Genomic DNA, 19,724 nt, shown 5'->3' on the forward strand with positions numbered 1-19,724 from the left:
GTGTATGCAGTTATTAGAAACGGTACTTAATGAATGTGGCGTAGGTATTGCTTATGTTGAAATGGAATCAGATGGCTGCTATATCGAAGAAGAGCATATTATCTTCGTTAACTGCAGCCTCTCGCAAGAAGACAGAAGAAGAACAATTTATCATGAAATAAAGCATGTTGTAGATCACAAAGAATTTATTGAGCTCTACAAGATATTTTATTTCAGAACTAAAATGGAATATGAAGCTGATCGATTTATGATTGAGAATTTACTCTACGATTTTTTATCTGAATGTCATATCGATCCATATCAAATAAACATTTTTTCATTTATGGACTACTATGAACTAGATTACAATTGCGAATCTACTATCAGAAATCTTATTTTAGAAATGGTAAGAAACGAAGTTGCAGTTTAATTATTATTTTTTTGCCCGAAAAACGAACATACATTCTTGAGAAGGGATTCATTATGTCCGAAAAAAATTTGATTATACCAAACGGTTTTTTACTACAGAATGAAGCAAAATTTAATATTGACATGGATAACTACTTAAATTTAATACTAACAAATGATGTTTTGTCTCAAATAGAAATATCCGAAGGAGATATTGCGTTAGTAAAAAACAACAGACTTTTAAGATAGAGAGTTAGCAGTGTTAGAGTCCTAGAATGTCTAAGAAAGGTGTTGATTATCATGGCTAGTATCAAGCAACAAGAAAACGGAAAGTGGCGTTTTCGTATTCGATATAAAGATAACGGAAAATTTAGAGAAGTTTCGAAAAGTGGGTTTAGAACAAAGAGGGATGCACAAGCTGCGGCAAATGAACTTGAAAGACAATATAATAACGGTATTCAGATTGGAGCTAATAACATATTGATGGCCGACTATTTGGAGGACTGGCTCGAAGTTTACAAAAAACCAAATATAAAACAATCAACTTATCTTAGGTTAGAACGTTCCATAAGACTTCATATATTACCTACGTTTGGAATGATGAGTTTAAAGGAAATAACCCGTACAGATATTGTTAAGTGGGTAAATGACCTAGACACAACAAAGCAACAAACAAGAAACACAATTCGATCAAATCTAAATGTGTTACACGATGCATTAGAGACTGCAGTCTATGAACTCAACTATCTTGAAAAAAATGTTGCCAAAAAAATAAAACTCCCAACCGCTAAAGAAGAACAGAAATTGAAATTCTATTCTAAAAATGAGCTTGCTCAAATGTTAGAATACTTATCCTCTTATAAATTAGGTAAATACGCTCATTCTATTCAATATTACGTCTTATTCTACCTGTTAGCGAGTACTGGTCTCCGATTAGGCGAAGCTTTGGCGTTAGAGTGGTCAGATATTGACGGAGATAAATTATCAGTAAACAAATCACTATCTTACGATGATCATAACAATTCCATAATTACGCCACCTAAATCAAAAACAAGTATTCGTACGATCAAAATTGATGATCGTCTTGTTCACCTGCTAAAGAAACATAAAATAAACAAGAATGAATGTATTTTGAGGTATCGATCATACGATAGCCCAATAAATGAATCTATGGTATTTTCAAACGAAAACGGCAACTATTTGCGCCATTCAGTTGTTAGAGAATTTTTCTATAAAACATGTGAACGTGCGAATGTCCCTGTACTTTCCCCTCATGCTTTGCGGCATAGCCATGCAGTTCATTTACTAGAATCCGGGGCAAACATAAAGTATGTCAGTACTCGACTTGGGCACAGCACTATAAGTGTGACTGCTGACATTTATATGCACATTACAGAAAAAATCGAAGATGATTCTTTAAAACTCTACCAAAACTATATGAACGAAAAAGGAGCACTCAAAGAGCACTCCTAAATTTTTTTATTATTTTTGTGGCAAATTTGTGGCAAATGTCAATCACCCACCCCATGAAAAGCTTGAAATCATTGGTAATTTAACCTTAACCAACGCTGCCTTCCATCTCATAACTAATCAACCGGTTCAACTCTACCGCATATTCCATCGGTAGTTCTTTGGTGAATGGTTCGACGAAGCCCATGACGATCATTTCTGTGGCTTCGGATTCGGTCAAACCGCGGCTCATGAGGTAGTAGAGTTGTTCTTCTGAGATTTTGGAGACTTTTGCTTCGTGTTCCAACGAGACTTGGCTGTTGTGGATCTCGTTGAATGGGATGGTATCCGATTTGGACCATTCGTCCATGATGATGGTATCGCATTCGATGTGAGAGATCGAGCCGGCACTGTCTTTTGCAAAGGTGACTTGGCCTCGGTAGTTTACTTCGCCGCCGTCTTTTGAAATTGATTTTGAGACGATCGAGCTTGAAGTGTTTGGTGCATTGTGGATCATTTTTGCGCCTGTGTCTTGGATTTGGTTGGCTCCGGCAAATGCGATGGATAGCATGGTGCCTCGTGCGCCTCGTCCGTCTAAGTAGACACTTGGGTATTTCATGGTTGTTTTGGCTCCTAAGTTGCCGTCGATCCATTCAACGGTTGCGCCTTCGTAGGCTTTTGCTCGTTTGGTTACGAGGTTATAAACGTTGTCGGACCAGTTTTGGATTGTTGTATAGCGGCAGTAGCCGTCTTTACGGGTAAAGATTTCCACGATGGCTGCGTGTAGGCTGTTGCTTGAATAGGTTGGTGCAGTACAGCCTTCGACATAGTGGATGCTTGCGCCTTCGTCAACGATGATCAACGTACGTTCGAATTGGCCGGTGTTTTCGGCGTTGATTCGGAAGTAGGTTTGTAAGGGGACATCGACTTTGACGCCTTTTGGTACATAGATAAAGGTACCGCCTGACCAAACAGCTGAGTTTAATGCGGCTAGTTTATTGTCTGTTGGTGGCACAAGTTTTGAAAAGTATTCTTTGAATAGTTCAGGATACTCTTTTAGTGCATAATCTGTATCGGTAAAGACGATGCCGAGTTTTTCGAATTCGTCTTTCATATTGTGGTACACGACTTCTGATTCGTATTGGGCAGAAGCGCCGGCTAAGTAAGCACGTTCGGCTTCTGGGATACCGATTCGTTCAAAGGTTTCTTTGATTTTTTCTGGTACGTCATCCCAATCGCGGGCTGGTCGGTCACTTGGTTTTTGATAGTATTTGATCGCATTGAAATCAATGTCAGATAAGTCTGGTCCCCAATCTTGCATGGGCATTTTGTTGAATGCTTCTAGGGATTTCAAACGGAACTCTAACATCCATTCTGGTTCTTCTTTGATTCGTGACATTTCCCGAACGACTTCTTCGGTCAAGCCTTCTCCTGTACTAAAAACGGGTTCCACGTCGTCATGGAAACCAAATTTATATTCTTCTAATTCTGGTACGCCCATTTGCTCACTCCTTTTCCTTGTGCTCATGATGGACGGTTGCAGTACCGTCTTCTTCCATTGCTTTGCCTAGTGCTTTCCAGGCAAGTGTCGCGCATTTGATGCGAGCAGGGAATTTTGCGACGCCACTTAACATGGCGGCGTCCCCTAGTGGTTCAAGGTCTGCGACTTCTTTTCCTTGGACGAGTAGTAAAAAGTCGTCCGTCAATTGCTCTGCTTCTGCAATTGTTTTGCCAATGACAGCGTCTGTCATCATCGAAGCACTGGCTGTACTAATGGAACAACCACTACCGTCAAAGGCGATATTGTTGATTTTGCCGTCTTTGATCTCGACTTGTAATTCAATGACATCCCCACAGGTGGGATTATTCATTTCGATCGTGTTCGTAGACTCCGTCAATTTGCCACGATGATGTGGATGGGATGAATGATCTAAAATCACGTGACGGTAAAGATTGTCTAATTTAGATAGCGCCATATTGGAAAAACTCCTTTGTTGCAAGGATTGCTTGGACTAAACGATCGGCATCTGCTTTTGTGTTATAAAGATAAAAGCTAGCACGAGCTGTCGCAGCAACGCCTAGATACTTCAATAATGGTTGGGCGCAATGATGACCGGCACGAACAGCGACGCCTTCCATATCAAGGGCTGTCGCTACATCATGAGGATGTAGATTTTCTAAATTAAAGGAAATCACGCCTGTACGATGCGCTGGGTCTTTGGGTCCATAGATCGTCAAGCCTTCGATTGCTTGTAGTTTAGGTAAGACATACCCAACTAGTTCGGCTTCATATTGATGGATGCCTGCTAAACCAATGGATTCAAGATAATCGATGGCTGCGCCGAGTGCGATCACACCGGCAATGTTCGGTGTGCCTGCTTCAAATTTCCATGGAAGTTCTTTCCATGTGCTGTCTTGTAGGCCCACAAAGTCGATCATTTCTCCACCGAATTCAACGGGTTCCATTTGTTCCAACCATTTCCGTTTTCCATATAATACACCTGTTCCGGTCGTTGCGCACATCTTATGTCCGCTAAAGGCAAAGAAATCACAGTCTAAAGATTGAACATCGATTTTGATATGTGGGGCAGATTGCGCACCATCGACAACCAAAATCCCGCCTTTTGCATGAACGATCGTTGCCAACTCTCGGATCGGATTGATGACACCTAACACATTGGATGCATGGGCGACAGATACGATCTTTGTCTTTTCTGTGATGATCGATGCAGCATGTTCGAGGTCAAGAAATCCTTCTTCGGTCAATTCGATGTATTTCAAAATGGCGCCAGTTCGTTTTGCCAGTTGTTGCCAAGGAATGATGTTGGAATGATGCTCCATATAAGAGATCACGATCTCATCACCGGCTTTGACAAAGGCGTCACCGTAGCTTTGCGCTACCCAGTTCAAACTGGTGGTTGTTCCACGTGTGAAAATGATCTCGGCAGTCTCTTGGGCATTCAAAAAACGGCGAACTTTTTCTCTGGCAGCTTCATAATCATGGGTTGCTCGCTCGGCTAACGTATGCACGCCACGATGGACGTTGGCATTGTTGGCGGAGTAATAATGAGTCATGGTCGCTAACACTTGTTTTGGTTTTTGCGTAGTCGCTGCATTGTCTAAATACACCAAGGGTTCGTCATTGACTTCCTGAAATAAGATTGGGAAATCTTGACGGATTTGTTCTGGAGAAATCATACATTTAACTTCCCTTCAATAACTGCCACTAGTTCTTTGCGCACCGCTTCTACTGGGATCGCAGTTAGGACAGAGCCTAAGAAACCACGAATGACCAAACGTTCTGCTTCTTCTTTTCGTAAGCCGCGACTCATCAAATAATACATTTCTTCTGGATCGACACGACCGACACTTGCGGCATGTCCTGCTGTGACTTCGTGTTCATCGATCAACAAGATCGGATTGGCATCGCCTCGTGCTTTGTCTGAAAGCATCAAGACACGGCTTTCTTGTTGGGCATCGGCGCCTTTGGCTTTTTTCAAGATATGACCGATTCCATTGAACGTCAACGTTCCGCGTTCTCGAATCACGCCATGTTGCAAGATATGACCGATCGTATGTGGTGCTTTGTTTGTCACACGTGTATCGATTCCTTGCGTTTGTTTTCCTGAGCTGATCGCAACGATCTTGACTTCAGCATGTCCGCCTTCACCGACTAGATCTGAATCAAAATCGGCGACGATATTGCCGTCATTCATGACTCCGATCGCCCAGTCTACAAAGGCATCACGTAAAATGTGGCCACGACGGTTCATATAAGCCGTGACGTTTACGCCTAATTGATCGACTGCTGCATATTTGACTTTTGCGCCAGCTTTGGCAATGACTTCAACGATGATGTTCCCAGAGATTTTTTGTAATTCTTCTCCAGTTGTTTGGAAACGTTCCAAGTAAGAGAATTCACTATGTTCATCTGCGACGATCAATACGTGTTTAAAGAAGTGTTGCGCTACTGTGCCTTCTTGGATAAACAAGGATTCGATCGGTTCTTTGATCACTACGTTTTTTGGTACATATAAGAACAAGCCACTGTTCATGAATGCCGCATGAAGCGCAGTTAATTGGTCTTCATCCATTTCCACAGCTTTTGTCATGTAATACTCTTGGACTAATTCAGGGTATTCTTGCATCGCAGTGAATAGATCTGTGAAGATCACTCCTTGTTCCGCAAGTTCGGCAGATAATTGTTCAAAGACAGTCAGGGTACCTTGTTGCACGACTAAGGGGTTGTCTTTCATCGCATCGAATGCAGCAACATTCCCTGTTTCAGGTATCTTGTCAGTCAACTCATTGATTGAAAACAATGGCCAACGATGGAATTTCACACGCTCGATTTGTGGCAAGGGTAGTTCATCTGCTTTTTTCAATGCCTCTTGACGAAGCGTCGTCATCCATTCTGGTTCGCCTTTACTGAATGAAAAATCTGTGACAGCGTCAAGATGATCGAGCCATTTATTGTCTTTCATAGATGTGCTCCTCCTTACGCTTCTTCTTCTTTGTAGTCGATTCCTAATTCTTTACTGATGCCCGCATATCCTTCGGCTTCTAAGCGTTTTGCTAGATCTGCACTGCCAGTCATCACGACACGACCTTCCATCATGATGTGGACCACGTCAGGTGTGATGTAGTTTAACAAGCGTTGGTAGTGCGTGATGATCAACGCGCCAAAGTTGTCGCCACGCATTTCGTTCACACCTTTTGCTACGACTTTCAGTGCATCGATATCTAAACCAGAATCGATTTCATCTAAAATCGCAAATGTTGGTTCTAACATCAATAATTGTAAGATCTCATTTCGTTTTTTCTCCCCACCAGAAAAGCCTTCGTTCAAATAACGTTCAGCCATTTCTTCTGGCATATTCAAAAGTGCCATTTTTTCATCTAATTTTTTCAAAAATGACATGACAGAAATCTTGTCGTCTTCTGGACGAGTCGCATTGATGGCTGCACGCATAAATTCGGCATTGGTGATTCCTGGGATCTCACTTGGGTATTGCATGGCTAAAAACAGTCCTAAACGCGCACGTTCGTCTACTTCTAGCTCTAAGACATTTTGTCCATCAAAAAGGATCTCGCCTTCAGTTACTTCATAATTCGGATTTCCCATGATCGCAGCAGACAAGGTCGATTTACCTGTTCCGTTCGGACCCATGATGGCATGGATTTCCCCTGTTTTCATTGTTAAATTCACGCCTTTAAGGATCTTCTTGTCCTCAATTGACACATGTAGGTTTTTTATTTCTAAGACAGACATGCAAATTCCCTCCATATTCTGATTCGTTCTCACTTATTTTAGACTAATTGAGAATGAAGCGCAACGCCTCAACCAGTTAAAAATGTCATAATTTCGATTTATTTCAAATAAATCATCGTTTTTAATTGATAATCTTTATAAACTAAATAAAATAATTTCTGTTCGTTTTTTCTCAAAAAAAGTCTGGGAAAAATTCCCAGACTTTACCTGTTTTATTTCGCATCCGCATCGACAGATTTCACGGAGCCTTCCCATTGTTCTTCGATCCATTGACGAACGTCTTCTTGGTGTAGCACTTCGATCAATTTTTTGATCTTGTCGCTGTCTTCGTCGCCTTTACGTGTCGCAATGATGTTGACATATGGTGAGTTGTCTTTTTCTAGTAATACCGCATCTTCTAACGGATTCAATCCTGCACCGTAAGCAAAGTTTGCGTTGATGGCCACTAGATCGCCTTCGTCATTTTGGTAAGTAGAAGCCAATAATGCTGGATCGATCGTGTGATTGAATTTCAAGTTTTTAGGATTTTCATCAATATCATCGAATGTTGCTGTTTCTAAATCAACACCGTCTTTGACTGTGACTAAACCAGCGTCTTTCAAGATCGTGATGATACGGCCCCAGTCAGATTCTGAATTTGATGTGATGATCGTTGCGCCATCTTCTAATTCAGAAATGTCTTTGATTTTTTGTGAGTACAAGCCCATTGGTTCGATGTGGACAGCACCTGCATTGACAAAATCGTACCCTTTTTCTTCAATTTCTTTGTTCAAGTAAGGAATGTGTTGGAAATAGTTCGCATCGATATCGCCTTCTGATAATGCTTGGTTTGGCAAGACATAGTCGTCAAATTTGACGATCTCTAAATCAATGCCTTCGTCTTTCAAGATTGGCTTCACATGCTCTAAGATTTCCGCATGTGGCGTTGGTGATGCGCCGATTTTCAAGGTTGTATCGTCTGATGCGTTTGATGAATCACTACTGCTTCCGCCGTTTCCACATGCGGCTAATCCGACTGTCAGTAAAAGTGTTGCTGCAAATCCAAAAATTTTCTTTTTCATATCCTATATCCTCCTATTTCCTACTATCTTTTATCTGTTTTCTTCGTTAAGAAATCCCCGATTCCTTGAACAATAAATACGATGACTAAAATAATCAAGGTAGCGACAAAAGTCACTGTTAAATTACCACGTTGGTAACCTTCTTGCCAAGCCAAGCCACCTAGACCGCCGGCACCGATTGCTCCTGCCATGGCAGTGAAACCGATCATCGAGATCGTGGTAACAGTCAAGCCTGAAATCAAAGCTGGCACACTTTCAGGGATCAAGACTTTCCAAATGATTTCCCAATAACTCGCGCCCATCGCATCCGCGGCTTCTAACACGCCAGGACTGACTTCTCGAAAGGCAATTTCTACAAGCCGAGCATAAAAAGGTGCAGCGGATAAGACTAGCGCTGGAATCGCTGCTTGTGCGCCTAGCATCGTTCCCACGATAGCTTTCGTAAAGGGAATGATCAAGACCATCAAGATCATGAATGGTGTCGAACGGAAAATATTACTGATGATCGAAACGATTCCGTAAATGATCCGTGCATAAGGTTTGTTTTTACGACCGATCGAATAAAGGATTAAGCCGAGGATCAACCCGATAAGTGTCACTAAAACCATGGAGATCAACGTCATGTATAACGTGTCCATGATGGCTTGTTGCATCGTTTCCATGTTGATTTGGCTGAAATCAAGGTACGTTTCTGTGAAGCTTTTATCCATGATGGATCACCTCCACTCCGACGCCTTGTTCTTTAATGAAAGTTTCTGCTTGGTCCAATTCTTTTTCCTCTCCGATCATCAAGGTAGTCAGTGAACCAAACGAGCCTTCTTTCGTTTGTTTGATTTTCCCATAAACGACGTTGATATCGACATTGTAGCGACGGATCGCTTGAGAAATCACTGGTTCGTTGGCATTCGTTTCATTGAAAGTCAATGTCACTAAACGACCATCAGGATTTTCTTTGATCAACTCTGCCAATAACTCCGTAGATTCGGCTTCTGGTTCGATGTCTTGTTGGACGAAGCGTTTCGTCACTTCTTGTTGTGGATGACGAAAGACGGATAGCGCATCGCCTTCTTCAACGACTTGCCCACGTTCCATTACTGCTACTTTGTTACAGATTTTACGGATAACGTTCATTTCATGCGTGATCAACACGATCGTTAAATTCAATTTTTTGTTGATTGCCAACAATAGATCTAAAACTTCTTCTGTTGTTTGCGGGTCTAACGCACTAGTGGCTTCATCACAAAGTAAGATTTCCGGGTCATTTGCTAAGGCACGAGCAATCCCGACTCTTTGTTTTTGTCCACCGGATAATTGTGCAGGATAGGCTTGGCCTCGTCCTTCTAAACCGACTAAACGGAGCAATTCTTCCGCTCTTTCTTTCCGTTGTTGTTTTGGTACACCGGCTAATTCTAGCGGTAACTGGATATTTTCTAATACGGTACGTGACCACAACAAGTTGAAATGTTGAAAAATCATGCCGATTTTTTTACGAAATACTCGTAATTCTTTGTTTTTTAATTTGGTAATGTCTTGGTCGTTGACAATTACTTGACCATCCGTAGGTAATTCCAAGCCATTCAACAAACGGACTAAGGTACTCTTACCCGCACCGGAATAACCGACGATACCGTAAATATCACCTTGTTCCACTTGTAGTGAAACGTCGTTGATAGCGTGGATCGTACCATGTTTTCCGCCAAATGTTTTCTTGACATTCGTCAATTGGATCAATGACATATCGTTCACATCTTTCTTTTCTGATTTTCTCTTAGGCAACAAAAAAACTTCCGTCCTTTGCGCTTAGCAAAAGGACGAAAGTTTAGACTTCCGTGTGACCACCTTGATTCGCTGCTATTTCACAATAACAACCTCGATCAGTACTTGACTCTAGTCGCATACTGCTGTGCTATAACGGGCACTCCCGTAGTCAGTTTGCTTGCGCTCACTCACTCTGCTCTAAGACCATCTTCCATCTCATTTCCGTTACCCTTTCACAGCAAACCGGGCTCTCTTGAAACATCTGTGACATGTACTCTTCTTATCAAAGCTTTCGTTATGATTGTTTATGATTATAGCAGTTACAAGAATCGGTGTCAAACGTTTATTTGAACACTTTCGTTCTTATAATGCGTCGAATTCTGCTGCATCGACATCTTTAAAACTCAATAACCAAGCAGTCATTTCATCTTCATCATTCAAAACTGCGATATTTTCGCCGATTTTTTCATTGACAGATGAAACTGTTCCTGACAATGGACTTGCAAATTCAGTCACTGCTTTTTCTGCTTCTACTTCAACTAGTGCATCGCCTGCTTGATAGGATTTGCCGATTTTCGGTAAGTTAGCAAATGTGATCTCGCCTAGATCTTCTTGCGCTTCTTTTGTCAAACCTACGCAGTATTCTTTTCCATTAAATAAAATCCAAAGGTTATCTTTCTTCTTTAAGTGTTTCCCAGCCATTTTAATTAAATGCTCCTTCATATATTTTTTCGTTAAAACCGATTGTGACTAATTGATTGTCTTTGACGATCAATGGTCGTTTGATCAACATGCCATCTGTCGCTAACAGCTGACTTGCTTCTGCGATCGATAGTTCGTCGATTTGATCTTTTAGACCAAGTTCACGATACTTCATCCCGCTTGTATTAAAGACACGGCGAAGCGCAACATCTGAATGCTTCAACCATGATTCGATCGTTTCTGCTGTCGGGGTATCTTTGACCATATCGATCGCTTGATACGCCACTTGATGGTTGTCGAGCCAAGCCTTAGCTTTTCGACAAGTCGAACACTTTGGGTACTCATAAAAAGTAAACAACTTGCGTTACCTCCTAGATTTTTTTACCGGTGCTTCGTTTTGATAACGCATAGATAAAATCAATCCGATCCCGATCATATTTCCTAAGATCGATGAACCACCTTGACTGATAAATGGTAATGGAATCCCTGTTAATGGTAGTAAACCGATATTTGCCCCAATGTTTTCAAACACATGGAATAAGAGCATCATGATCAAACCACTTGCGATATACGCATAAAACTCATTATTGGTATCGAAACAGACACGTATCATACGATAAATCAAAATAAAATACAAGAAAATGACAAACGCGCCACCGATAAACCCAAAATTCTCACCGATGACAGTAAAAATCATATCTGATTCTCTGACTGGCACATAGATGTTGCTGACGTTGAAGCCTTTTCCGAACATCCCACCTGTCCCGATCGCTAAGATCCCTTGGGCCGGTTGGAAACTAAAGCCTGACGTATCATGAAATGGATCAAGCCATGAATCGATCCGAGCAAATTGGTAAGACTTAAACCCTACAGTATAAAGAAACTCTCTTCCTGATTCTGTCGTTACAAGAAAAATCGTGCCAGCACCGACAATAAATGCAAAAGCAAAAACCGGTCCGATGATTTTCCAAGAAATCCCAGACATCAAAAAGACGCCACCAAAAATTGCTAGAAAGACAAGCATCGTTCCGAAGTCTCGTTGTGCCATGACTAAGGTGATCACAGGGATCGAAATGATCATCAGTTTCGCAATCAGCCAAAAATCAGATTTGAGTGTCCGAACTTTGACTTGCGTGTTGTGCTTCGTTACGATCAATGCCAACATCAAAATATAGGCAATCTTCATCAGCTCGGCTGGTTGGAAAGTGACATTACCGAAGCGGAACCAGTTTTTTGAACCGGTACTTGCTGCTAAGTTCTGATCGTAAAACTTCAAAAGCAACCCCATGACCAGTAACCCTGCCCCATACAGATAAGGCGTTAATTTCCAGATCCATTTCGAGTTGATCCGCATGACGACAGCAATCGCGATTGCGCCAACGATGTACCAAATAATTTGCATGCCCACACCTCTAGCCACTGAAGGCCCGTTTGGATCATGTGTCAATGCAACATATAAGGATAAAATCCCAATCAAACATAATAAAAATACCGGTAGAATGACTCCGTAATCGATACGGTTATCATTTGAAGTTTTTATTTTTTTTTCCATTTTTCATCCCTTTTCCTAAAAACCATACTGCCCTATATTATAGCTGTCTCCTTCTATAAATGAAAGCCAAAGCAAATGAGATTTGCGAAAAATTAATCTTATTCGTTTCTCTTTATTCTTTCTTAAGATAAAAGCGAGAGAAGCACAAGAATGAAGGACTAAGTTCTCTTTATTTTTAAATCATCTTTTCCTTCTCATAAAAGTTCAGGATCTCATTTCCTACTTCTAATAGGCGTTCAGATGTCAGATGGGTCCGCTGAATCAAATAAAACTGCCGAGATTCAGCTAACGGTTCAACGTGTACTCCTGCTGGTACTGCTCGTTTAGATAACAAAGAACGACCAATGCCTTCTTTCAACATTGCCACAATCACTTCATTGCTTTTTACGCGCATTTTCTTTCCTTGGATATTCTTTTCTTCAAAATAGCGTTGCGTGTAATGAAACACGCCTGAAGACGTTTCTCTGACTAACCACAGTTCGCTCTTGGGGTCACCTGCGACGACTAATTCGTCTTCAAGCAAAGAAAATCGTTGGACCCCTGTTGTCTCTAAAGGTTTTTCGATAAAACCAAAATCAGCTTCATGTTTTGCCACTTGATCCAAACTTTCATGAGAATTTGCAAAAGCAATCGAGAAGTTGATTTTTGGAAAACGCACGAGCAATTCTTTCATCAATTGGGGCAATACATAAACAGCAAACGTATGGGAAGCAACGATCCGACACATTTCCTCCTCATTTTTTTCATCCGCTAATTGTTGCTGCGTCTTCTCCCATTCTTCTAATAAGACCAGTGTCCGTTCATACAGTAAATCAGCTTGCTTTGTCGGCTTCATTTCCTGTCGCCCATTGCGTTGGAAAAGCTCCACCCCTAAATCTCGTTCCAATTGTTTGATCTGATTTGACACAGCAGGTTGAGACAAATAGAGCAATTCAGCGGTTCGAGAAAAATTTCTTGTTTCATAGACGACACGAAAAGTTGTTAATAATTTAAACATCTAACCACTTCCATTATCTTTTTTTATAGTAACTATAATAACTATTTGATTTAAATATATCAAAAAGACTCTATAATGAACAGTGTAAGGAAACGGTTGTGAGACCTTCAGTTACACACACCGCACAACCTTCCAGACAGCTTACTGCAACGATAAGGAGAAGTATCCATGCGATTTGTTTTTTCCCATTGAAAAACTTTACTATTCTTCGTAACAAGCAGTTTTCATCGTTGGCTACTTATCGTTGCAACGAGCTTGTCTTTTATTTTTTAGCGAAAAGGAGAGTAATGTATGAAGCATTTCTTGAAGATTGTTCCGATCCCGATCTGTGGGTTGATCCTTGGATTAACTTCTTTAGGGAATCTTTTAAAAGACTATCATCTGACGCATGTAGGGAATTTCGTTGGCGCGATCGGTATGCTATTGATGCTGTTGATCATCGGCAAACTGGTTCTTTTGTTTGAACACACGAGACAACATTTATATGACCCAATCGTCGCTTCTGTCTCGCCAACCTTTACGATGTCTTTGATGGTCATCTGCACCTATTTTATTTCTTTCAAATCAATTGCGCCCATTGTGAAGTTGATTTGGTTAGCGGCAGTGATTTTCCAAATCGTTTTGGTTCTTTACTTTAATTATCATCATGTGGTAAAAGCTGATTTGTCATTGGAAGCTATTTATCCAAGCTGGTTTATCGTGTATGTTGGTTTTGGTGTCATCACAGTAACCGCAGGAAACTTTTCTCCTATGATTGGTAAGATTTTCTTTTGGCTTTCTTTAGCTTGTTATGTCATCTTGTTGCCAGTGATCATCCACCGGATTTTCTTTATTAAAAAAATGGCACAGCCAACCTTGCCATTGATTGCGATTCTCGCAGCACCCGGTTCATTGTGTCTCACTGGTTACTTAAAAAACTTTGCAGATCCAAATCTTGCCTTAGTGGTCACACTGTTCCTTGTTTCTCAAGTTCTTTACTTTATCGTTTTAGCTATGCTGCCACGTTTATTATTACTCGATTTTTATCCAAGTTACGCAGCATTTACTTTCCCACTAGTGATCTCTGCAACAGCAATATTTACTGCGACAGCTTATTTCCATCAATTAGGCTTTGCGACAGGGATCTTGGACGGATTGAAAGTCATCGAATGCTTGATTGCTTGCGGTATGATCGTTTACGTTTTAGGACACTATACCATCTATTTAATAAAATAACATAGTCAACATAAACATCACCTTTCAAAGGGATTGATAGAATAAACCTCCCCTTCTGTCTTTTTCGTTCGGTAAAAAGGCAGAAGTTTTTTTTACATTCACTAAGAAAGGATTAAATGATACTATATTTTAGACAGACTTCTTCTTACATGAAAGGAAACAATCAGATGAATGCTTTATTAACTTATATAAAAACGTTGAAAAAATTTGGTGCCCGGAAAATTCTACCTGGCCTCCTACTCGCCTTTTCTGTCGCCGTCATCAGTCGGCTGCTAGCGCCCTTCGTCCCTCATCTCGGTGCCGGGACAGTTGCGATTTTACTTGGTATCATTTTAGGAAACACACTTTTCAAGCAACCTAAACTTGCGGTTGGGACAAAATTTGCAGAAAGTAAACTATTGGAATGTTCCGTTTTCTTACTTGGTGCGACTGTCACGATCCAAACCATCGCACAAATTGGTATCAAAGGTGTTACTTTTGTACTTCTACAAATGACCGTTACGATTATCGGCGCTTATTTTATTGGTAAGAAATTATTGTTTAGTGACACCTTCTCCTTGATGATGGCTGGCGGGAATGCCATTTGTGGTTCTTCAGCCATTGCCTCGATCGCCCCCGTGATCCATGCCGATGATGAAGAAAAAGGCCAAGTCATCACATTAGTCAATCTGCTCGGAACGGTGATGATGTTGACACTTCCTTTCTTAGGACTACAATTATTCGGTGGTAATTTGATTGAGAAAAGTGCCCTTCTTGGTGGAACTTTGCAATCGGTCGGACAAGTTGTTGCTGGTGCAAGCTTATTGGATGCTTCAGTCGTGCAATTTGCGATGCTGTTTAAAATCATGAGGATCATGATGCTCGTGGTCGTGGTCTATCTCTTTGAAAAATTTATGACAAAAAAACAACCGGTTGCCCCTTCTGCGTATACGCCGAAAAACAATAGACGAAAACTACCATTACCATGGTACGTCTTAGGCTTCTTGATTGTTTGCTTGATCAACAGCTTTTTCACCATTCCCCATGTGATCGATCAAAGCGCTAGTTTTATTAGCGGATGGTTCGAAGTCACTGCATTAGCAGCCATTGGTTTGCGTTTGGATTTCGCAAAATTCATGAAAGAAGGCACGCGTTTCTTGACGTATGGCTTAACTGTTGGACTCTTACAAACGATCATGGCGTTATTCTTTATTTGGTTGATCAAACTATAAGACGAAAAAACATCAACACGCTGAAGTAAAATAAGTTCAGCGTGTTGATGTTTTTTAGTTATACGTTTCCGTCACAATCAATGAAGTAATACATTTTCCAGTACTAATAGTTGCCGTTTGATCACTAACCCGTTCTCAGCTTTTCCCATATACCCAGTCAATTGACCATTTTGTCCGATCACTCGATGACAAGGAATAACGACTGGAAGAGGATTCAAGCGATTGGCTTGTCCAATGGCACGAGCCGCTTTTGGTTGGCCAATGGCTTCTGCTACTTGTTTATACGTTCGACTTTGTCCATAAGGAATCCTTGTGAGGACTCGCCAAACCTTTTGTTGAAAAGCTGTCCCTCTCTTGAAAGATAAAGGTACAGTGAACACTTGTCTTTCACCTGAAAAATATTCTTCAAGCTGTTGTTTTGCTAAAGATAGGATTTCAGCATCTGCTTCTTCATTTTCGGGAATCCATTCAAAAGAGACAGCAGTTAACCCTTTTTGATCTGCATCCAGCCACAAAGGGCCGATCATAGTTTCGATTCTCATCTCTGTCCGCCCATCCTCATAAGTTGGGCGTTCCTCCTCATCGGTTATTTCCCTAATCATCTATGATTCGTAAAAAAAAAGCAACCTAAAAGTTTATTTAATGCCACAGAGATGGTACACTGAATAAGGCACTTATAACATCTATTATCTTTGTTATTTAAGCATACTTTTGTTTATATAAGATATATGAGAAAAACATGCTTGAAAGGAACGAAAATATGAAAATATCAATTGTCATCCCTTGTTTTAATGAAGAAAAAACTGTCCCACTTTTTTTTGATGAAGTCGAAAAATTTCGTGGCGAATATGAATTCGAGTACTTGTTCATCGATGATGGATCAAGCGACGGTACATTGGCAGCTATTAAAGAATTAGCAAACGCACATGAATCCGTTCGTTTTGTCGCTTTTTCACGAAACTTTGGAAAAGAAGCCGCACTATATGCCGGACTGCAAGCTTCCACAGGAGATCTAGTCACTGTCATGGACGTCGATTTACAAGATCCTCCGGAATTGTTACCAGTAATGATCGATAAAGTCATCCACTCCGATATCGATTGTATCGGTACGCGCCGTTCCACTCGAGAAGGTGAACCAGCAATCCGTAGTTTCTTTGCGAAGAAATTTTACCAACTGATCAATCGAATCAGTGACACAGAGATGGTCGATGGGGCAAGAGATTACCGCATGATGACTCGCCAAATGGTGGATGCCGTTTTAGAATTAGCTGAATACAATCGCTTTTCAAAGGGACTATTCAGTTGGGTAGGCTTTAAAACGGAATATCTCTCATTTGAAAATCGTGAACGAGTAGCCGGCGAAACTTCTTGGTCTTTTTGGAAATTATTCAATTATTCAATCGACGGCATCGTCAATTTTTCTGACACTCCATTGACGATTGCCTCATTTGTTGGCGCATTGTCATGTATCGGTTCAGGAATCGCTATCCTCTTTATTATTCTACGAGCATTATTATTTGGCGATCCAACATCCGGTTGGCCTTCACTCGTCTCGATCGTTTTATTCATCGGCGGGATCCAACTACTTTGCCTTGGTATCATCGGGAAATACATCGGGAAAATCTTCCTTGAAACAAAAAAACGTCCGGTCTATATCGTACGGGAAACTGAAAAACAAAAAGCCCACCAACTTGGTGAGCAAACAGACAAGTAATTAATGAAGAAGGCTATCCTTTAAATTAGAGGGTAGCTTTTTTTACTCTCCTCTTTAAATTTTGGCATATTTATATACGTCTAATCTATTAATATAAAGAAGCAAATACTTTAAAATCGCTTATTCATGACTTGTAAATAGTTTTAGTACAAAAATACTTGTTTATGCGATTATTTTTTTCATAGGATACATAGTCACTTGATGCTCTTTCACTTCCTCACTGAATAAAAACAATTTATCTGCTTCGATCCTGTACTTATGATCTTTGATCACATTTGCATAGTTCACACTTGCTGGATTTGGTTCTAAATAGAAGTTATCTTGATTAACTGAATATATTCCAGCATACTCTATCAGCCCAGACAGATTGATTCGCTGTACTTCACCTAATTCATTGAAGATCAAGATACCTCCACCCTCCAGTTTCTAGGAATACTTGATCAAGAGATCTTGTAACTGATCATGGGAGATATCACTTTTTATTTTTAATTTCTGATATGCTTCATCGACTTGTCCAGAGACAGGAAAAGCTTTTTTGTATTCCTCGAATGTTAGATCTTCTGAATCAGCTATTTCCTGTGGTTGAGAGCTTTCTTTTGTTTCTGGAATGTTGTCACTCATTTCAGATTGTTTTGTATTTGTTTCGCTACTGCAACCGACCATTAGTAATAGAAATAGTAGAGTGGATATTATTCGCTTCTTCATTCTATTTGATTATTCTCCTTTCGTTTCAAACAGTAAAGTAGTTAAATTATTAATAGCCTATTCAAATAGTTAATTGATATAATCCAATTTTGTAAAATCAGTTCTACGTACAACACTATTTTGAAAACTTCTCTAATTGCTTTATCGATTCATGCTTTACAAGTTAGAACGTGTGCTAAATTTTTACTAATCCCTTTGACTACTTCCCTTCAATTAATTCACTGCCAATTTTTTATCCTTGATTTCAGAAACTCTCTTCACCAAAATAATAGAGCATAAAAATGGGCGCCATCTTCTTATTATGTACATTTACATAAATATAAATATGTAATATTAGTTATTTAATATTTACATACTTTCTATTCATTTCTGCTCAAGTTATCTACTTTTATGTACATGTGATATGAAACAAGAATTTAGAATCATGCATGACAAAAGGCAAAAATATATGTTCCTATTTTTGCCTTTTATCTCGTATTTATAAAGAAAGTGATTTTGACTTGTAACTCCCTATCGATTGCAGTTCACCTTTTATCCTAAACTCTCTGTCAATCGCCGCAATCCTTCTTCCAATTTCTTCCGTGGACATCCCACATTCAATCGTAAAAAATTACGACTGGTTTCTCCATACACTTCGCCAGACATGATTGCTACCTTTCCACGTTCGATCATGCGTTGTTGAAGCTGTTCCATATTGAATGGTACTTGCGAACAATCGAGCCACATCAAGTAGGTGGCTTCGCTTTTTGTCACGATGATTTCTGGATGATGTTGTTTGAGGTACGTAGTGACAAAAGCAATATTGTCATCAATGTACTGATTGAGTTCAGTGACCCAACTGCCTTCCTTTTCATATGCTGAAATCGTCGCAACTAATCCAAAAATACTCGTTGAGCTGAGTCCATCAGCTTCTTTCATCTGATGCAAAAATCGTTGACGTAAAGATGGATCTGGGATCAATCCGTAAGAAAAAATCAACCCAGGAAAATTAAAGGTTTTACTTCCTGATGTGACGACTGCGACATTTTTTTGGATGAATTCTGTCAATGGTCGATGCTGTTGTCCTTTTCTTAGAATGTCCATGTGGATCTCATCCGAAATGATGAATACCTCGTTTTTTTTGGCAAGCTCGATGATGTTCACTAATTCCTTTTTTGTCCACACTCTACCTGTTGGATTATGGGGACTACACAACAACAAAATTTTATTCTCAGGTCGCTCAAGTAACTGGGACAAATTTTCAAAATCCAATTGGTAGGTGCCATTTTGATAGATCAATTCATTCATTACTAGCTTACGATCATTTCCAGCAATCAGTTTATAAAAGGCATCATAAGCCGGTGTCTGTATAATGACGCCTTCGCCAGATTCACTTAATAAGCAAATCAATTGTTTGATACTATAGATAACGGAAGGACTATACACCAACCAGTCTTCGTCGATCTGGTGTCCAAAATGCTCTTTGTACCAATGAGCAACTGCTGCTTTGAAATCTGAGTGATTCCAACGAGTATAACCAAAAATTGGATGTTGTAACCTTTCTAGGAGCGCAACTTCAACGCCTGTTGGTACTTTAAAATCGGTATCAGAAATCGTAAACGGCAAGAGATCATTTTTACCGAAGCGATCTTCAATATAATCCCACTGCGTACAATACGTCCCTTTCCGATCGATCTGTTCATTGAATGACATCTTCTACAC

At 40.2% G+C, this 19,724-nt stretch carries 22 protein-coding genes; 6 read left to right on the forward strand and 16 right to left on the reverse strand.

The window, feature by feature from the left end:
* The first annotated feature begins 4 nt into the window (after positions 1-4).
* The 3 genes from IGL24_RS12030 to IGL24_RS12040 are packed head-to-tail and all read left to right on the forward strand — an operon-like array spanning position 5 to position 1,860.
* Positions 5-409, forward strand: a complete 405-nt coding sequence (locus tag IGL24_RS12030) for an ImmA/IrrE family metallo-endopeptidase (protein ID WP_206855127.1) — start codon at positions 5-7, stop codon at positions 407-409.
* Positions 410-462: 53 nt separating this feature from the next.
* Positions 463-636 (forward strand): hypothetical protein, encoded by a 174-nt coding sequence (locus IGL24_RS12035; protein WP_206855130.1) that lies wholly within the window; start codon positions 463-465, stop codon positions 634-636.
* Between the two features lie 51 nt (positions 637-687).
* Positions 688-1,860, forward strand: a complete 1,173-nt coding sequence (locus IGL24_RS12040) for a site-specific integrase (RefSeq protein ID WP_086335101.1) — start codon at positions 688-690, stop codon at positions 1,858-1,860.
* A gap of 85 nt (positions 1,861-1,945) precedes the next feature.
* On the opposite strand, the gene sufB is transcribed toward IGL24_RS12040, so the two are convergent.
* The 12 genes from sufB to IGL24_RS12100 form a co-directional block, all read right to left on the reverse strand.
* Entirely contained in the window at positions 1,946-3,337 is a 1,392-nt protein-coding gene (gene sufB, locus IGL24_RS12045; protein WP_207699959.1) for a Fe-S cluster assembly protein SufB, read from the reverse strand.
* Between the two features lie 4 nt (positions 3,338-3,341).
* Positions 3,342-3,812 (reverse strand): Fe-S cluster assembly sulfur transfer protein SufU, encoded by a 471-nt coding sequence (gene sufU / locus IGL24_RS12050; protein WP_019723681.1) that lies wholly within the window; start codon positions 3,810-3,812, stop codon positions 3,342-3,344.
* Positions 3,799-5,034, reverse strand: a complete 1,236-nt coding sequence (locus IGL24_RS12055) for a cysteine desulfurase (RefSeq protein WP_207699958.1) — start codon at positions 5,032-5,034, stop codon at positions 3,799-3,801. The genes sufU and IGL24_RS12055 overlap by 14 nt, the downstream gene beginning before the upstream one ends.
* Positions 5,031-6,320, reverse strand: coding sequence for a Fe-S cluster assembly protein SufD (sufD, locus tag IGL24_RS12060; protein ID WP_206855137.1), 1,290 nt, complete (start codon positions 6,318-6,320; stop codon positions 5,031-5,033). Before sufD ends, IGL24_RS12055 begins: the two co-directional genes overlap by 4 nt.
* Before the next feature lie 14 nt (positions 6,321-6,334).
* Positions 6,335-7,108, reverse strand: coding sequence for a Fe-S cluster assembly ATPase SufC (sufC, locus tag IGL24_RS12065; protein WP_195339005.1), 774 nt, complete (start codon positions 7,106-7,108; stop codon positions 6,335-6,337).
* 212 nt (positions 7,109-7,320) lie between these two features.
* The gene (locus IGL24_RS12070; protein WP_207115796.1) at positions 7,321-8,169 is read right to left on the reverse strand and encodes a MetQ/NlpA family ABC transporter substrate-binding protein; all 849 of its coding nucleotides are present in this window, start codon (positions 8,167-8,169) and stop codon (positions 7,321-7,323) included.
* 23 nt (positions 8,170-8,192) lie between these two features.
* Entirely contained in the window at positions 8,193-8,879 is a 687-nt protein-coding gene (locus IGL24_RS12075; protein WP_207115797.1) for a methionine ABC transporter permease, read from the reverse strand.
* Positions 8,872-9,906 carry a methionine ABC transporter ATP-binding protein gene (locus IGL24_RS12080; protein ID WP_206855184.1) on the reverse strand — a complete coding sequence of 345 codons (1,035 nt, stop codon included), beginning with the start codon at positions 9,904-9,906 and terminating at the stop codon, positions 8,872-8,874. The genes IGL24_RS12075 and IGL24_RS12080 overlap by 8 nt, the downstream gene beginning before the upstream one ends.
* 384 nt (positions 9,907-10,290) lie before the next feature.
* Complete coding sequence (locus IGL24_RS12085; RefSeq protein WP_207115798.1) at positions 10,291-10,629, reverse strand: glycine cleavage system protein H; 339 nt, start codon at positions 10,627-10,629, stop codon at positions 10,291-10,293.
* A gap of 1 nt (position 10,630) precedes the next feature.
* A complete protein-coding gene (locus tag IGL24_RS12090) occupies positions 10,631-10,987 on the reverse strand; it encodes an arsenate reductase family protein (protein WP_206855145.1) in 357 nt (118 codons plus the stop codon).
* A gap of 6 nt (positions 10,988-10,993) precedes the next feature.
* Positions 10,994-12,181, reverse strand: a complete 1,188-nt coding sequence (locus tag IGL24_RS12095; RefSeq protein WP_206855148.1) for an FtsW/RodA/SpoVE family cell cycle protein — start codon at positions 12,179-12,181, stop codon at positions 10,994-10,996.
* 175 nt (positions 12,182-12,356) lie between these two features.
* Complete coding sequence (locus tag IGL24_RS12100) at positions 12,357-13,178, reverse strand: LysR family transcriptional regulator (RefSeq protein ID WP_207699957.1); 822 nt, start codon at positions 13,176-13,178, stop codon at positions 12,357-12,359.
* Positions 13,179-13,469: 291 nt separating this feature from the next.
* On the opposite strand from IGL24_RS12100, the gene IGL24_RS12105 reads away from it, so the two are divergent.
* Together IGL24_RS12105 and IGL24_RS12110 are read left to right on the forward strand one after the other, a co-directional pair.
* Complete coding sequence (locus IGL24_RS12105) at positions 13,470-14,393, forward strand: TDT family transporter (RefSeq protein WP_207699956.1); 924 nt, start codon at positions 13,470-13,472, stop codon at positions 14,391-14,393.
* Between the two features lie 167 nt (positions 14,394-14,560).
* Positions 14,561-15,604 (forward strand): YeiH family protein, encoded by a 1,044-nt coding sequence (locus IGL24_RS12110; RefSeq protein ID WP_207699955.1) that lies wholly within the window; start codon positions 14,561-14,563, stop codon positions 15,602-15,604.
* 77 nt (positions 15,605-15,681) lie between these two features.
* Here IGL24_RS12110 and IGL24_RS12115 read toward each other — a convergent pair whose 3' ends face one another.
* The gene (locus IGL24_RS12115) at positions 15,682-16,146 is read right to left on the reverse strand and encodes a methylated-DNA--[protein]-cysteine S-methyltransferase (RefSeq protein ID WP_207699954.1); all 465 of its coding nucleotides are present in this window, start codon (positions 16,144-16,146) and stop codon (positions 15,682-15,684) included.
* Between the two features lie 218 nt (positions 16,147-16,364).
* Here IGL24_RS12115 and IGL24_RS12120 point away from each other — a divergent pair, with 218 nt between their 5' ends.
* The gene (locus tag IGL24_RS12120; protein ID WP_207699953.1) at positions 16,365-17,318 is read left to right on the forward strand and encodes a glycosyltransferase family 2 protein; all 954 of its coding nucleotides are present in this window, start codon (positions 16,365-16,367) and stop codon (positions 17,316-17,318) included.
* Between the two features lie 162 nt (positions 17,319-17,480).
* Here the strand turns inward: IGL24_RS12120 and IGL24_RS12125 are convergent, their stop codons facing one another.
* The 3 genes from IGL24_RS12125 to IGL24_RS12135 all read right to left on the reverse strand — a co-directional run bounded on the left by IGL24_RS12125 (position 17,481) and on the right by IGL24_RS12135 (position 19,715).
* The gene (locus IGL24_RS12125) at positions 17,481-17,723 is read right to left on the reverse strand and encodes a hypothetical protein (RefSeq protein ID WP_242542425.1); all 243 of its coding nucleotides are present in this window, start codon (positions 17,721-17,723) and stop codon (positions 17,481-17,483) included.
* 21 nt (positions 17,724-17,744) lie between these two features.
* Complete coding sequence (locus IGL24_RS12130; RefSeq protein ID WP_242542426.1) at positions 17,745-18,023, reverse strand: hypothetical protein; 279 nt, start codon at positions 18,021-18,023, stop codon at positions 17,745-17,747.
* A gap of 531 nt (positions 18,024-18,554) precedes the next feature.
* The gene (locus tag IGL24_RS12135; RefSeq protein WP_207115117.1) at positions 18,555-19,715 is read right to left on the reverse strand and encodes a MalY/PatB family protein; all 1,161 of its coding nucleotides are present in this window, start codon (positions 19,713-19,715) and stop codon (positions 18,555-18,557) included.
* Positions 19,716-19,724 lie beyond the last annotated feature (9 nt).

It is taken from the genome of Enterococcus sp. DIV2371 (assembly GCF_050498525.1).
GTDB classification, from domain to species: domain Bacteria; phylum Bacillota; class Bacilli; order Lactobacillales; family Enterococcaceae; genus Enterococcus_B; species Enterococcus_B mangumiae.

Coding starts and splice junctions, on each gene's coding strand:
- IGL24_RS12105 (WP_207699956.1), top strand. CDS start 13,470: ATGAAGCATTTCTTGAAGATTGTTCCGATCCCGATCTGTGGGTTGATC.
- IGL24_RS12035 (WP_206855130.1), top strand. CDS start 463: ATGTCCGAAAAAAATTTGATTATACCAAACGGTTTTTTACTACAGAAT.
- sufB (WP_207699959.1), bottom strand. CDS start 3,337: ATGGGCGTACCAGAATTAGAAGAATATAAATTTGGTTTCCATGACGAC.
- IGL24_RS12115 (WP_207699954.1), bottom strand. CDS start 16,146: ATGAGAATCGAAACTATGATCGGCCCTTTGTGGCTGGATGCAGATCAA.
- IGL24_RS12095 (WP_206855148.1), bottom strand. CDS start 12,181: ATGGAAAAAAAAATAAAAACTTCAAATGATAACCGTATCGATTACGGA.
- IGL24_RS12100 (WP_207699957.1), bottom strand. CDS start 13,178: ATGTTTAAATTATTAACAACTTTTCGTGTCGTCTATGAAACAAGAAAT.
- IGL24_RS12075 (WP_207115797.1), bottom strand. CDS start 8,879: ATGGATAAAAGCTTCACAGAAACGTACCTTGATTTCAGCCAAATCAAC.
- IGL24_RS12130 (WP_242542426.1), bottom strand. CDS start 18,023: ATGAAGAAGCGAATAATATCCACTCTACTATTTCTATTACTAATGGTC.
- IGL24_RS12135 (WP_207115117.1), bottom strand. CDS start 19,715: ATGTCATTCAATGAACAGATCGATCGGAAAGGGACGTATTGTACGCAG.
- IGL24_RS12080 (WP_206855184.1), bottom strand. CDS start 9,906: ATGTCATTGATCCAATTGACGAATGTCAAGAAAACATTTGGCGGAAAA.
- IGL24_RS12030 (WP_206855127.1), top strand. CDS start 5: ATGCAGTTATTAGAAACGGTACTTAATGAATGTGGCGTAGGTATTGCT.
- sufU (WP_019723681.1), bottom strand. CDS start 3,812: ATGGCGCTATCTAAATTAGACAATCTTTACCGTCACGTGATTTTAGAT.
- IGL24_RS12110 (WP_207699955.1), top strand. CDS start 14,561: ATGAATGCTTTATTAACTTATATAAAAACGTTGAAAAAATTTGGTGCC.
- IGL24_RS12040 (WP_086335101.1), top strand. CDS start 688: ATGGCTAGTATCAAGCAACAAGAAAACGGAAAGTGGCGTTTTCGTATT.
- sufD (WP_206855137.1), bottom strand. CDS start 6,320: ATGAAAGACAATAAATGGCTCGATCATCTTGACGCTGTCACAGATTTT.
- sufC (WP_195339005.1), bottom strand. CDS start 7,108: ATGTCTGTCTTAGAAATAAAAAACCTACATGTGTCAATTGAGGACAAG.
- IGL24_RS12120 (WP_207699953.1), top strand. CDS start 16,365: ATGAAAATATCAATTGTCATCCCTTGTTTTAATGAAGAAAAAACTGTC.
- IGL24_RS12055 (WP_207699958.1), bottom strand. CDS start 5,034: ATGATTTCTCCAGAACAAATCCGTCAAGATTTCCCAATCTTATTTCAG.
- IGL24_RS12085 (WP_207115798.1), bottom strand. CDS start 10,629: ATGGCTGGGAAACACTTAAAGAAGAAAGATAACCTTTGGATTTTATTT.
- IGL24_RS12070 (WP_207115796.1), bottom strand. CDS start 8,169: ATGAAAAAGAAAATTTTTGGATTTGCAGCAACACTTTTACTGACAGTC.